Source organism: Brevundimonas bullata, assembly GCF_014207965.1.
GTDB classification, from domain to species: Bacteria; Pseudomonadota; Alphaproteobacteria; order Caulobacterales; family Caulobacteraceae; genus Brevundimonas; species Brevundimonas bullata_A.
This window is the reverse complement of the sequence record NZ_JACHLM010000002.1, coordinates 130939-144218: the sequence shown is the minus strand read 5'-3', so window position 1 is coordinate 144218 and position 13280 is coordinate 130939. Positions and strand designations below refer to the sequence as shown.

14 protein-coding genes are annotated in these 13280 nt (G+C 66.8%); 5 read left to right on the top strand and 9 right to left on the bottom strand.

Annotated elements, in window-relative coordinates; genetic code table 11:
* Positions 1-2: 2 nt before the first annotated feature.
* From HNP51_RS05140 to HNP51_RS05100, 9 genes are all read right to left on the bottom strand, one after another.
* On the bottom strand, positions 3-455 hold the full coding sequence (locus HNP51_RS05140; RefSeq protein WP_184267852.1) for a nucleoside deaminase: 453 nt from the start codon (positions 453-455) through the stop codon (positions 3-5).
* Positions 456-460: 5 nt separating this feature from the next.
* The gene (gene gmk / locus HNP51_RS05135) at positions 461-1102 is read right to left on the bottom strand and encodes a guanylate kinase (RefSeq protein WP_114816669.1); all 642 of its coding nucleotides are present in this window, start codon (positions 1100-1102) and stop codon (positions 461-463) included.
* Positions 1092-1976, bottom strand: a complete 885-nt coding sequence (locus HNP51_RS05130; RefSeq protein WP_184267850.1) for a YicC/YloC family endoribonuclease — start codon at positions 1974-1976, stop codon at positions 1092-1094. The genes gmk and HNP51_RS05130 overlap by 11 nt, the downstream gene beginning before the upstream one ends.
* Positions 1973-3166: an endolytic transglycosylase MltG gene (mltG, locus tag HNP51_RS05125; protein ID WP_184267848.1), complete on the bottom strand. Its 1194-nt coding sequence runs from the start codon at positions 3164-3166 to the stop codon at positions 1973-1975. The genes HNP51_RS05130 and mltG overlap by 4 nt, the downstream gene beginning before the upstream one ends.
* Before the next feature lies 1 nt (position 3167).
* A complete protein-coding gene (gene fabF / locus HNP51_RS05120; protein WP_184267846.1) occupies positions 3168-4448 on the bottom strand; it encodes a beta-ketoacyl-ACP synthase II in 1281 nt (426 codons plus the stop codon).
* A 118-nt stretch (positions 4449-4566) separates the two neighbouring features.
* Positions 4567-4806 (bottom strand): acyl carrier protein, encoded by a 240-nt coding sequence (locus HNP51_RS05115; protein WP_105564338.1) that lies wholly within the window; start codon positions 4804-4806, stop codon positions 4567-4569.
* A gap of 181 nt (positions 4807-4987) precedes the next feature.
* The gene (gene fabG / locus HNP51_RS05110) at positions 4988-5728 is read right to left on the bottom strand and encodes a 3-oxoacyl-[acyl-carrier-protein] reductase (protein WP_184267844.1); all 741 of its coding nucleotides are present in this window, start codon (positions 5726-5728) and stop codon (positions 4988-4990) included.
* 107 nt (positions 5729-5835) lie between these two features.
* Positions 5836-6780 carry an ACP S-malonyltransferase gene (gene fabD / locus HNP51_RS05105; RefSeq protein ID WP_184267842.1) on the bottom strand — a complete coding sequence of 315 codons (945 nt, stop codon included), beginning with the start codon at positions 6778-6780 and terminating at the stop codon, positions 5836-5838.
* A gap of 338 nt (positions 6781-7118) precedes the next feature.
* Positions 7119-8402, bottom strand: a complete 1284-nt coding sequence (locus HNP51_RS05100) for an Nramp family divalent metal transporter (protein WP_184267840.1) — start codon at positions 8400-8402, stop codon at positions 7119-7121.
* 248 nt (positions 8403-8650) lie between these two features.
* Here HNP51_RS05100 and rpsF point away from each other — a divergent pair, with 248 nt between their 5' ends.
* The 5 genes from rpsF (at position 8651) to HNP51_RS05075 (ending at position 13267) form a co-directional block, all read left to right on the top strand.
* Positions 8651-9031 carry a 30S ribosomal protein S6 gene (gene rpsF / locus HNP51_RS05095; RefSeq protein WP_114816676.1) on the top strand — a complete coding sequence of 127 codons (381 nt, stop codon included), beginning with the start codon at positions 8651-8653 and terminating at the stop codon, positions 9029-9031.
* Between the two features lie 11 nt (positions 9032-9042).
* Complete coding sequence (gene rpsR, locus HNP51_RS05090) at positions 9043-9321, top strand: 30S ribosomal protein S18 (RefSeq protein ID WP_114816677.1); 279 nt, start codon at positions 9043-9045, stop codon at positions 9319-9321.
* Position 9322: 1 nt separating this feature from the next.
* A complete protein-coding gene (gene rplI, locus HNP51_RS05085) occupies positions 9323-9907 on the top strand; it encodes a 50S ribosomal protein L9 (RefSeq protein WP_184267838.1) in 585 nt (194 codons plus the stop codon).
* Between the two features lie 367 nt (positions 9908-10274).
* Entirely contained in the window at positions 10275-12719 is a 2445-nt protein-coding gene (locus HNP51_RS05080) for a TonB-dependent siderophore receptor (RefSeq protein WP_184267836.1), read from the top strand.
* A 182-nt stretch (positions 12720-12901) separates the two neighbouring features.
* A complete protein-coding gene (locus HNP51_RS05075) occupies positions 12902-13267 on the top strand; it encodes a hypothetical protein (protein WP_184267834.1) in 366 nt (121 codons plus the stop codon).
* Positions 13268-13280 lie beyond the last annotated feature (13 nt).

Below are 13280 nucleotides of genomic sequence, written 5' to 3'. Positions count from 1 at the left end.
GGTCAGCCCCCGTAAAGGTCAGCCGCCGTGCGGCCCGGCACGTCCAACTGCTTCAACGGCAGGGGCGCCGGGTCGGTACGGACGCCCAGTGCGGCATAGGCGGCCGCGCTGGAGAAACCGTAGGGCTCGGCGTCAGAGTTGGTGAAAGCGTAGTAGACCGCCGCCACCCGCGTCATCACCGCCGCCGCCAGACACATGGGGCAAGGATGACCGCTGGCGTAGAGGACGCTGCCCGACAGATCGACCGTCCCCAGCGCCGGCCCGGCCTGACGCAGGGCCTCCATCTCGGCATGGGAACTGGGATCGCAGGTGGCCAGCATCCGGTTGACGCCGGTGGCCACGACGACGCCGTCCTTGACCAGAACCGCGCCGAAGGGACGCCCGCCGGCGCGGAGGTTCTCCAGCGCCAGATCCACCGCCTGAGCCAGCCAGCGCCTATGGTCGGCGTCGCTCATGGACCTCAGACCACTTCCTTCAGCAAGGCGTCCTTGTAACCCTCAACCCAGAGGTTGCGCGTCCGGCAACTGCGCTCGGCGTGATAGATGTGCGCCAGCTCCGCATAGCTGCTGTCAAAATCCTCGTTGACCAGGACGTAGTCGAACTCGTCGCAATGTTCGATCTCGCCCTTGGCGTTGGCGACGCGGCGTTCGATCACGTCGTCGGCGTCCTGCGAGCGCGTCACCAGGCGGCGGCGCAGTTCTTCCAGGCTAGGCGGCAGGACGAAGACGCGCACGGCGTCGCCGGGGCATTTCTCGGCCACGTCGCGGGCGCCCTGCCAGTCGATGTCGAACAGGACGTCGCGGCCTTCGGCCAGGGCGCGGTTCACCGGCGCAGCGGGCGAGCCGTAGCGGTTGCCGTGCACGTCGGCCCATTCCAGGAAGGCGTCCGCGTCGATCAGACGCTGGAATTCCTCCTGGCTGACGAAGTTGTAGTCACGGCCGTCGACCTCGCCCGGACGAATGCCCCGCGTCGTCATGGAGACCGACAGTTCCAGCCCCTTGTGATCGGCCATCAGGCGGCGGCACAGAGACGTCTTCCCGGCCCCCGACGGACTGGCGACTATCAGCAGGACGCCACGGCGGGGGGTGCGGTTATTCGACATTCTGAACTTGTTCTCGAAGCTGCTCGATGACGGCCTTCAGTTCGAGGCCGATTCCGGTGAGCGGCGTGGTAGCGGATTTCGAGCAGAGCGTGTTCGCTTCCCGCATGAATTCCTGCATCAGGAAGTCGAGTTTTCGTCCGGCGGGGGGTTGCTGCAACAGTGTCCGGGCGGAATCGACGTGGGCGGTCAGGCGATCCAGTTCCTCGCGCACGTCTGCCTTGGTCGCCAGGGCCGCCGCTTCAAGGAAAATTCGCTCCTCCAGACCCGGCGCATCGGGGGCCAGTTCGCTGATCCGGCGGGTGAAACGTTCGCGGATCGCCTCGGTTTGGCTCGAAGCTTCCAGTTCCGCCCGCGCGACCAGGGCCTCGATGGTCCCGACAAAGTCGCGGATCACCGGCGTCAGTTGCTCGCCCTCGCGCTGACGCGACAGCTTCAGGGCGTCCAGCGCCTGTTCGATGGTGGCGGCGATGGCCGCCTCGACGGCGGCGTGAGCCTCCAGGTCCTCGACCTCCTCGGCGACCTCGATGACCCCGCGCAGGGCCAACAGACCGTCAGCCGAGGGCGGAACCGCCCCTTCTTCCGCCAACTGGTTCGCCAGTTTCAGATAGTTGGCCAGCACCGCCTCGTTGACGCGCGGGGCGGGCTCACTGCCCTCAGCCCGCTTGGCCTGAACGCCCAGCGTCACCTGGCCCCGGTTCAGCCGTCCTTGCGCCGCCGCCTTGGTCAGCCGCTCCAGATTGTCGAAGCCGCCGGGTCCGCGATAGCGCACCTCCAGCGACCGCCCGTTGACCGAACGCGCCTCGACCGTCCAGGTCCAGCCGTCCAGCGCCCCGTCGGCCCGACCGAAGCCGGTCATGCCTGAGATGGGGCTCATCGCGCTGCCGCCGGATTCATGGTGATGACGGCGGCGCCCGCAGGCGTCTCGACCACAGCCCCCTCGCCCATCGGCGTCGTCGCAGCGCCCGCAACAGAGGCTGTCTGGCCGGGCGGCAGGCCCGCCTTGCGGCGCTCGATCTCGCGCCAGCGCGCCACGTTCAGCAGGTGCTCGGGATAGGTCCGCGCGAAGACGTGACCGCCTGTGCCGTCCGCGACGAAGAAGACGTATTCCGAACGCGGCGGGTTCAGCACCGCCTTCAGCGCCTCCTCGCCGGGATTGGCGATGGGCGTCGGCGGCAGGCCGTCGATCAGATAGGTGTTCCACGGCGTCTGGGCCCGCAGTTCCGAGGCGCGGATGCCGCGTCCCAGCGGCCGCCCCTTGGTCACGCCGTAGACGATGGTCGGATCGCTCTCCAGCCGCATTCCCAGCCGCAGACGGTTGGTGAAGACCGCCGCCACCTGGGGCCGTTCCGCGGCCAGGCCGGTTTCCTTTTCGACGATGGAGGCCAGCACCATGGCCTCCTCCGGCGTCGTGACGATGGTGTTGGGCGAGCGCTGCGCCCACAGGGCGGCCAGCTTGCTCGTGGCGGCGCGCTGCATCCGGGCGACGACCGAGGCGCGGGTTTCGCCGCGCGACACCTCATAGGTGTCGGGCCACAGGCTGCCCTCAGGCGGAACCTCGACCTCGCCGGTCAGGACCGGCTGCTTCATCAGGATATCGACCGCCTGGGCGGAGGACCAACCCTCCGGCAGGGTCACGTAATGGCGCACCGCCTTGCCGTCGACCAGCAGGCCGACCACGGTGGCCAGCGACGCGCCCGACGGCACCTCATACTCGCCCGCGCGGATCTTGCGGTCGGCGCCGCTCAGGCTGACGGCGGCGCGGAACAGGTCGGTCGAGCGGATCACGCCCGCCGATTTCAGATTGGCGGCGATGGCCGAGACACCCGCACCCGACGGCAGGGTGACGATGGTCGCCTCGCCTTCCCTGGCTGACGGTCCAGGTCCCCAATAGACCACCCACAGGCCGATCAGGGCCGCCGCCACGAAGACGCCCAGCGTCCCGGCGGCGGTGATCAGGCCGACGCCGAGGCTGGATTTAGCCCCGCCGCCGCCGCCCCGCTTCGGTACGCGCGACTTGGGGATGCGAACCTTGGGCGTGGGACGACGCGACGGAGCCTTGGCCAAATCAGTCGACCTTCTTGAAGATCACGGCGGCATTGGTGCCGCCGAAGCCGAAGCTGTTGGACATGGCGACATCGATCTTCATCGGCTTGCCCTTGTGCGGCACCAGGTCGATGGCCGTCTCGTGCTCGGGGTCGTCCAGGTTGATGGTCGGCGGCGCGATCTGGTCGCGGATGGCCAGGACCGAGAAGATGCTCTCGATCGCCCCGGCGGCGCCCAGCAGGTGCCCCGTCATCGACTTGGTCGAGGACACCGCCACATCCTTGGCGTGATCGCCGACCAGACGCTCAATGGCCCGCAGTTCGATCCAGTCGGCCATGGTCGAGGTGCCGTGGGCGTTGACGTAGTCAAGATCCGACGGCTCCATGCCCGCGCGCTTCAGCGCCATCTTCATGGCCCGCAGACCGCCGTCGCCGTCCTCGGACGGGGCGGTGATGTGATAGGCGTCGCCGCTCATGCCATAGCCGACGACCTCGGCGTAGATCTTGGCGCCGCGCGCCTTGGCGTGTTCGTATTCCTCCAGCACCATGATGCCGGCGCCCTCGCCCATGATGAAGCCGGCGTGGCCGCGGTCATAGGGACGCGAGGCCTTCTCGGGCGTATCGTTGTAGGCTGTGCACAGGGCCTTGCAGGCCAGGAAGCCGGCGATGCCGATCGGCACGACCGAGCTTTCAGCGCCGCCCGCCACCATGACGTCCGCGTCGCCCAGAGCGATCATGCGGGCCGCGTCGCCGATGGCGTGGGCGCCGGTGGCGCAGGCGGTGACGACCGAGTGATTCGGTCCCTTCAGCCCGTGGCGGATCGAGATCTGACCCGAGGCCAGGTTGATCAGGGCCGAGGGAATGAAGAAGGGGCTGACGCGACGGACGCCCTGTTCCTTCAGCACGATGGCCGTCTCGGCGATGGGGCCCAGGCCGCCGATGCCGGAGCCGACCATGACGCCGGTCGCTTCCTTGTCGTCCTCGCTCTCGGGCTTCCAGTTCGCATCGGCCAGAGCCTCGTCGGCGGCGGCGATGGCGTACAGGATGAAGTCGTCGACGCGCTTCCTGTCCTTGGCCGACATCACCTGATCGGGATCGAAGACGCCCGGCTGATCCGGCGCGCCGCGTCCACGACCGTCCACGGACGGCACTTCACCCGCGATGGTGCAGCCATAGCCCTCGGTGTCGAAGCAGGTGATCGGACCAATGCCCGAGCGGCCCTCGACGATGCCCTTCCAGACATGCTCCACGCCCGAACCGAGCGGGGTGACAAGGCCGAGGCCCGTGATGACGACGCGGCGCATGGTTCGCGCTCCTTGGACTATAAGAATCGTGACCGAAAACAATAATGGCCGCCGGACGGTCCCGCTAGGGTCCCGTCACGGCGGCCATCATTTGGAAGTGCGACGGATCGCAGCTGGATTAACCAGCCAGCTTCTCGTCGATGAACTTCACAGCGTCGCCGACGGTCTGGATGTGCTCAGCGGCGTCATCCGGGATTTCGACGTCGAATTCTTCTTCGAAGGCCATGACCAGCTCGACGTTGTCGAGCGAGTCAGCGCCCAGGTCGTCGATGAAGGAGGCTTTTTCCGTGACCTTGTCCGGATCGGCGTCCAGGTGGTCGATAACGATCTTGCGGACGCGTTCGAGGGTGTCGGACATGAGTGTCTCTCTGCCAGTTGTTTATCGCCGTGAAGGCGGGGTCTCAGTGTTCGCCGTGTCACGGCAGCCTGTGGGAAGCAAGACCCGAGGGACTCACCGCCGCGAAGCATTCCCGCCCTTTAGCACAGCCATCGGGGCGGGAAATAGATTGTTGCGCGTCGTGATCGTGACGCGCAACGCTTTAAATCATCGCCATGCCGCCGTTCACGTGCAGGGTTTGGCCCGTGACATAGGCGGCTTCGTTGGACGACAGATAGACGGCGGCGGCGGCGATTTCCTCGCCCGTGCCCAGTCGGCCTGACGGAATCTTGGTCAGAATGGCCTCGCGCTGCTGATCGTTCAGCACGTCGGTCATCGGCGAGGCGATGAAACCGGGCGCGATGCAATTCACCGTGATCCCGCGCGAACCGACTTCCTGGGCCAGGGATTTGGAGAAGCCGATCATGCCGGCCTTGGACGCCGAGTAGTTGGTCTGGCCCGGGTTGCCGGTCACGCCGACCACCGAGGTCACGCCGATGATGCGGCCCGAACGGCGCTTCATCATCCCCTTCACCGCCGCGCGGGTCAGGCGGAAATAGCTCTCCAGATTGATTTGGATGACGGACTGGAAGTCCTCGTCCTTCATCCGCATCAGCAGACCGTCCTTGGTGATGCCGGCGTTGGCGACCAGGATGTCCAGCGGGCCGCCGGCGGCTTCTTCAGCCCGCGCCACCAGCCCATCGACCGATTCCGGGTCCGACAGGTTGGCGGCGGCGAAGAATGCGCGCTCACCCAGTTCCTTGGCCAAATCAGCCAGCACCGCTTCCCGCGTGCCCGACAGCACGACGGTCGCGCCCTGAGCGTGCAGCGAGCGCGCAATGGCCCCGCCTATGCCGCCGGTCGCGCCGGTCACCAGGGCGATCTTTCCCGAAAGGTTGAACATTGAAATCTCCGCTCATCCCCGCGGAGGCGGGGACCTAGGCTTTAGCTTCAAACGCCGCATCTCGTTCCCAAAGAACTGGGTCCCCGCCTCCGCGGGGATGAGCGGCTTCAGATGGACTTCGCGAACGCTTCCAGGTCTTCCGGCGTGTTCAGCGCCAGGCTCTCGGCGTCGGGCGCGATACGCTTGGCCATGCCGGTCAGGACCTTGCCCGAGCCGATCTCGGCGAAGCGGGTCACGCCGCCTTCCGTGGCCATCCACTCCATGCTCTCGCGCCAGCGCACGCGGCCCGTGACCTGCTCGACCAGCAGACGGCGCAGGACCTCAGGGTCCGTTTCCGGGCGGGCGGTGACGTTGGCCACCACGGCGACCGAGGGCGCAACGATCTTCGCCTCCCCCAGGGCATCAGCCATTTCATCGGCGGCGGGCTGCATCAGCGGGCAGTGGAAGGGCGCCGAGACGTTCAGCGGGATCGCCCGCGCGCCCAGTTCCTTGGCCTTCTCGATGGCGCGGTCCACGGCGGCCTTGTCGCCCGAGATGACGACGTTGCCATTGTTGTTGTCGTTGGCGACGACGCAGACGCCGACTTCCGAACCCGCCGCAGCAGCGGCTTCGGCCAAGGCCAGGTCCGTCTTGGGGCCGATCAGCGAGGCCATCGCCCCCTTGCCCACCGGCACGGCGCGCTGCATGGCCTGACCGCGCAGCTTCAGCAGACGCGCCGTGTCCGACAGGCTGATCGCGCCGACAGCGGCCAGAGCCGAATATTCGCCCAGCGAGTGCCCGGCGACGAAGCCGGCCTTGGTCACGTCCACGCCGAACTCGACCTTCAGCACCCGCGCCGCTGCGGCGGATACCGCCATCAGGGCCGGCTGGGCGTTCTCGGTCAGGGTCAGCTGGTCTTCCGGGCCTTCGCGCATCAGATCGAACAGCTTCTGGTTCAGCGCGTCGTCGACCTCGGCGAAGACCTCGCGAGCGCTGGCGAAGGCGTCCGCCAATGCAGCGCCCATGCCGACGCTCTGGCTGCCCTGGCCGGGAAAGAGAAGCGCGAGGGTCATGCGAAACGATCCGTGGTCCGTTGATTCAAGGCGCCGAGGCGTAGGCGAAACCCGCCCCTACGGCAAGAAGTGGCCCTCTCGAACCGGCACCTTGCGCATGATCGAACGCGCCGGTCCCAATGAATTGCCGGGATTGAACGGCTCTGGCGTCGATCAACGCACCCCACCGAAACCCCAGCCACAATGGCCTCGTGACCCGTCGCACCGCCGCTCATTCAAAAGCCTCCCCCGCTGCGCAAGGAGGATCACCTTCCCGCCTCGGCGCACCCCGGGAAAAGCGATGCGGACGCCTCCGCCAATTGCACTGTTTTTTCGTCGTGCAGTGCAATCGCCGCCCTTCAGAACAGCCCCGCCAGCTCCTTGCCGGCCAGCACGGCGAACAGCAGGCCACCGGCCGCCAGCAGCGTGTTCGACAGCCCATGACTGCGCCATTCCCTCGGCACTCGGTCGCTGTTCAATAGCCACAGCAGCGTCCCCGCCAGGAAGGGCATGAACAGGCTGCCCAGCACCCCATAGGCGACGATCAGGCCGAACGGTCGATCCATGAACAGCAGAGCCATGGGCGGGAAGGTCAGCCACAGGGCGAACCCTCTGAACGCCCGGCTGCGGTCGCCGCACACAGCCTCCTCGCCCGCCCTGCCCCGCACATGGGCGGTGAAGTCGGCGAACATCAGGCTGACGCCCTGCCAGACGCCCAGTAGGCTTGAGAAGCTGGTCGCCCAGAAGCCGACCAGGAACAGAATCGAGATCGGCCGCCCGAACCGCTCTCGCAGCACCTGATCCAGGTCCAGCAGCCCCCGCTCGCCGCCCTGCAAGGCTATGCCCGCCGCGTGCAGCAGTTCGGCCCCGACGATCAGCATGGCCACGACAAAGACCCCGGTGACGACATAGGCGACCCGGTTGTCCAGCCGCATCACCGACATCCAGCCCGGCCCCTTCCAGCCCTTGGCGTTCAGCCAATAGCCATAGGCCGCCATGGTGATGGTCCCGCCCACCCCGCCGATCAGGCCCAGGGTATAGAAGACCGACCCCTGCGGCAGGCTGGGCCACAGTCCAGTCATCATGGCCGGAAGGTCCGGCGTCACGATCACGGCCAGCCCCACCACGGTGACGAACATCACCCCGACGCAGGCCGTCATCACCTTCTCGAACACGCCGTATCCGCCGAACCAGACGAAGCTCAGCCCCGCGATCCCGCTCAGCATCCCCCAGACCTTCAGGTCCAGCACCGGGAACAGGGCGGCCAGCGGAAGGGCCGTGGCCGTCATGGCCGCCGCCCCGTACACAAAGCCCCAGATGACGACATAGAGGCCGAAATAGAGGCCGGCCCAGTTCAGCCGCCCGCCAATGGCGCCCGGCAGCAGCCCCCGCCCCAGACTGGACCAGCCGTCAAAGATCGTCCGCTCGCTGGCCAGGGTCCAGCGCCCCACCGCCTCGGCCAGGGCGATCTTCAGCACCGTGCCGATGATGGCCGCCCACAATAGAGCGTAGCCGAAGCGCGAGCCGGCGATCAGGGTCGCCACCAGATCCCCCGCCCCCACGCCCGTCGCCGCCACGACGATGCCCGGCCCGATCAGGGACCAGCGTCTTTTCAGGACAGCGTTCGGCTCGGACGTGGTCATGCAGCGTCTCCAGTCAGGCGAAAACCCTCCCCTGCTTCGGCCCCGCTTGGCAATGCAGACCCGCGCGCGCCGCGCCATCCTTGCCCTGTCGGCCTTTTTCCCCTATACGCGCCGCCTTTCCAGGGCTTCGGTCCTGATGCGGAACGCCAAAGGGTTCGGGAAGTCATTCCGGCCGCCGCTTCAGGAGCCATCGTGGATAGGACTTACCCGGTCCGTTTCACGCCGATGCCCACAAGGGAGACTACCGCATGGCTCTTTACGAGCACACGGTCATGACGCGCCAGGATATCTCGGCGCAACAGGCCGAAGCGCTGAACGACACCATCAAGGCTCTGATCGAAGAAGGCGGCGGCGCCGTCGCCAAGATCGAGTACTGGGGTCTGCGCAACCTGACCTACCGGGTCAAGAAGAACCGCAAGGCTCATTATTCCCTGCTCGCCATCGACGCCCCGGCTGCCGCCGTGGCCGAAGTCGAGCGTCAGCTGTCGCTGAACGAAGACGTTCTGCGTTGGTTGACCGTCCGCGTCGAGGAACTCGACCTGGAACTGTCGCCCCTGCTGGCCCGTCGTGAACGTGAGCGCGATCGTGATCGCCCCGCGCGCACTGACGAAGCTGCGGCTTCGGAATAAGGAACCGGATCATGACCGACACCACCGCACCCTCCCCGGGCGCCCCGGCCGGCTCCGGCGCCGCCGGACGTCGTCCCTTCTATCGCCGCCGCAAGGTCTGCCCGTTCTCGGGCGCCAACGCGCCGAAGATCGACTACAAGGACGTGAAGCTGCTGCAGCGTTACGTTTCCGAACGCGGCAAGATCGTGCCCTCGCGCATCACCGCCGTTTCCGCCAAGAAGCAACGCGAACTGGCCAAGGCCATCAAGCGCGCCCGCTACCTGGCCCTCCTGCCGTACGTGGTGAAGTAAGATGAAGGTCGTTCTGCTGGAACGCGTCGAGAACCTCGGCGCCATCGGCGACGTCGTCACCGTCAAGGACGGCTTCGCTCGTAACTACCTGCTGCCGCGCGACAAGGCTCGTCGCGCGACCTCGGCCAACCTGAAAGCGTTCGAACTCGACCGCGTCGCCATCGAGCAACGCAACGAGAAGAACAAGGCTGACGCACAGAAGATCGCCGACAAGATCGACGGTCAGACCTACGTCATGATCCGTCAGGCCGGTGAAACCGGTCACCTGTACGGTTCGGTCGCTGCCCGCGACGTGGCTGAAGTCGTTCAGTCCGAAGGCGGCAAGATTGAGCGTTCGCAAGTCGTGCTGAACGTCGCAATCAAGGCCCTGGGCGTCCACGAAGTGCCGGTTCGCCTGCACCCCGAGGTCCGCGCCACGGTCAAGATCAACATCGCTCGTTCGGCCGAAGAAGCCGAGCGTCAAGCCAAGGGCGAGGATGTCATCCGCGCCCAGTTCGACGACGAGCGTAACGCAGCCGAGCAGTCCGCCAAGGAACTGATCGAAGGCGGCGCTGGTCAGCAAGAAGGCTTCGGCGACGAAGCCTGATCTGTCGACTGACGTATCGATCAAGGGGCGCGTCCTTCGGGACGCGCCCCTTTTTCTTGGTCGAATGGTTTAGATTTTCTGCATGGTCCGCGCGATAATCTCGATATCCCGCGCCGCTTTCGCACCGCAATATCGCCATGCCTCATCCTCGCTGATGAGCGGGGAGACGATGATGCGAATGCGCTTTTATGCCGACATACACCGCCCGGTCGTTCGGCCAGCGCGATGTCCAGCCCGCGGCTGACCCTACCAAGGTCGATCCCCCGCCGGCCTTGACGACCATTGTTACTGACGCACTCTTCCATCGTCGCTGCTCAACGGCGCGGCGCGATTCCTTGCGTCCAATCAGAAAAGCAGACCTCTCGAGATGACCCGTACCCCAGCCTCCCGTTCCGCCCTCTTCCTGGCCGCCTCCAACGCCGCCCTGTTGATCGCCGGCGCCGCCTCCGCCCAGGAGGCTGCGCCTCAATCGACGGTCGTCGACGACATCGTCGTGACGGGAACGCGCGTCGCCAACCGCTCGCGCCTCGACACCGTCGCGCCCGTGGACGTGGTCACAGCCGAAACCCTGGAGCAACGCGGCACGACCGAGTTGGCGGCTCAACTTGCGGCCTCGGTCCCCGCCCTGAACTTCCCGCGCCCCTCGGCGACGGACGGCACGGACTCCATCCGCCCCGCGACGTTGCGCGGACAGGGCCCGGACCAGACCCTGGTGCTGGTCAACGGCGTGCGTCGACATCAGACGGCCCTGGTCAACCTCAACGGTTCGGTCGGACGCGGCTCCTCCGCGGTGGATTTGAACGCCATCCCGTCCTCGGCGGTCGAGCGCATCGAAGTGCTGCGCGACGGCGCAGCGGCCCAGTACGGCTCAGACGCCATCGCGGGCGTCCTGAACCTGCGTCTGCGCGAAGCCCGGGAAGGCGGCGGCGCGACCGTCACCTACGGCCAATACGTCACCGACTATACCGGCTTCTATGGCCGCAAGGGTGACATCCGCGACGGCGACACCCTGACGGTATCGGGATGGCAGGGCTTCGCTCTGGGCGAGGAAGGCTTCCTGACCGCCTCGGTCGAGTATCGTGACCGCGACCGCACCAACCGCTCGGACATCAACCCGACCCTGGGTCGTATCACCGGCGGTCAGGGCGACGCCCAGGCCGAGGACCTGTCGGTCTATCTCAACGCCGGCGTCCCGCTGGCCGCCGGCTGGGAAGCCTATGGCTGGGCCGGCTATCAGAAGCGCGACGCCTCGGCCGCCGCCTTCTATCGCACCCCGACCGACGCCACCCAGAACCCGGACTACGGTGCGGGTCGCAAGTATCCGGACGGCTACCTGCCCGAGATCCTGACCGACACGACAGACTGGACCGCCGCGGGCGGCGTGCGCGGTTCGCTGGGCGAATGGGGCATCGACATCAACCTCGGCTACGGCTCGAACAAGATCGAGTTCGGCGCCGAGAACACCATGAACCCGACCTATGGCATCAACGGCCCGACCGAGTTCTACGCGGGCTCGCTGCAATACGACCAGCTCGTCTTCAGCACAGACGCCAGCCGAGAATACGACCTGGGTTGGGCTGGTCCTCTGAACGTCGCCGTGGGCCTTGAGGCCCGCCGCGAAAACTATCAGATCGGCGCGGGGGAAGAGGCCTCCTACGCCCGCGGGCCGGTCCTGGCCGCCGGCGGCGCCACCCTCGCCTTCGGTTCCCGCGGCTTCACCGGCTTCACCCCCGGCAACGAGGTGGACGAAGATCGCAGCAACGTCGGCGTCTATCTGGACCTGGAAGGCGAAGTCATCGACGGCCTGACCCTGTCGGGAGCGCTCCGTTACGAGAACTACTCGGATTTCGGCGACAATGTCTCGGGCAAGCTCGCGGGCCGCTACGACTTCAACCCTCACTTCGCCGTACGCGGCGCGGTCTCGACCGGGTTCCGAGCCCCCAGTCTGCAACAGCAGTACTATACCCAGACGTCGATCCTCTACATCAACAACGTCGCCTATGAGACCGGCACCTATCCGTCGATCAGCGAGGTCGGCCTGGCGCTGGGCGGCACGCCGCTCGATGCCGAAACCTCGGTCAACTACTCGCTGGGCTTCGTGGCCCGCAACGGCCCGTTCGAGCTGACGGCTGACGCCTATCGCATCGACATCAAGGACCGCATCATCCTGTCGGAAACCCTGACGGGCAGCGCCACGGCCGCCGTGGGCACGAACGCCCGCACCATCTTCGACCTGCTGGCGCCCTATGGCGCATCGGCCGCGCGTTTCTTCATCAACGGCGTGGACACCGAAACCACGGGACTGGACGTCGTCGCCCGGTATCGCGCCGAGACCGCTGTCGGCCACCGCCTGGACTTCACCCTGGCGGGCAACGTCAACGACTTCAAAGTCACCAAGACGCCGGTGACCGAGACCGGCGTCCTGCCCACGCCGACCAGCCTGTTCGGGCGCCAGGCCGTAGCTCGCTTTGAAGAAGGCTCGCCGCCGTGGAAGGTCGTGTTCCAGACCGATTGGGAAGCCCAGCGCCTGGGCGGCACGGTGCGCCTGACCGGCTATGGCGACGTGCTGGCGGCCGGCGCGACCGAAGCCACAGACCTGAAGTTGGGCGCCGCCCTGGTGACAGACATTGAGGCGCGCTACCGCATCACCGACAAGGTCATCCTCTCGGTGGGTGCTGACAACATCCTGGACCAGTATCCGCGCCAGAGCCTGCGCGCCAACAACACGACCGGCGCCTTCCCCTTCTCGAACTTCTCGCCCTACGGCTTCAACGGGCGCTTCGTCTATGGCCGCATCGCGGTGAAGTGGTGATCGAAACCTCTGCCTAGGCGGCAGTCCCCGCGAGGAGGGGCCTTCTTCCTCCTCGCGCCGGACGCTGCTGCTGAGGGAACGACGTCGCGGCTACGGCGGGCCGCCGCCATGGCCGCCTCGGCAGCCATTGTTCCGCCACAGACATCGAACCAAGCTGGGCCATTCCAATCGGAGGGGTCCGTATGAAAAAAGCCACGCTTATCCTCGCCGTCGCCGCCAGCCTTTGGGCGGGCAGCGCCAGCGCCATGACGGTTCAGGAATTCCTGACCTCGGCCAATCGCATCCCGCGCAATCCGACCGCCCTGCTGCGGTCGGACACGCGGCGGCTGATGAACGAGACCAAGCAGGCCTTCGCCGCCGTCCGCAGCGAGCAGACCGCGGCGCAGGCAGCAGGCCGCCGCCCAGCCACCTGTATGCCCGAAAAGGTCGGTGTTTCCGCTGATGCCCTGCTGGCGCGCTTCAACGCCATCCCGGCGGCGCGGCGCAACATCAGCGTGACCCAGGCCGTGCGGGAATGGATGGCGGCGGAGCATCCCTGCCCCGCCTGAAGTCACGGCCGCG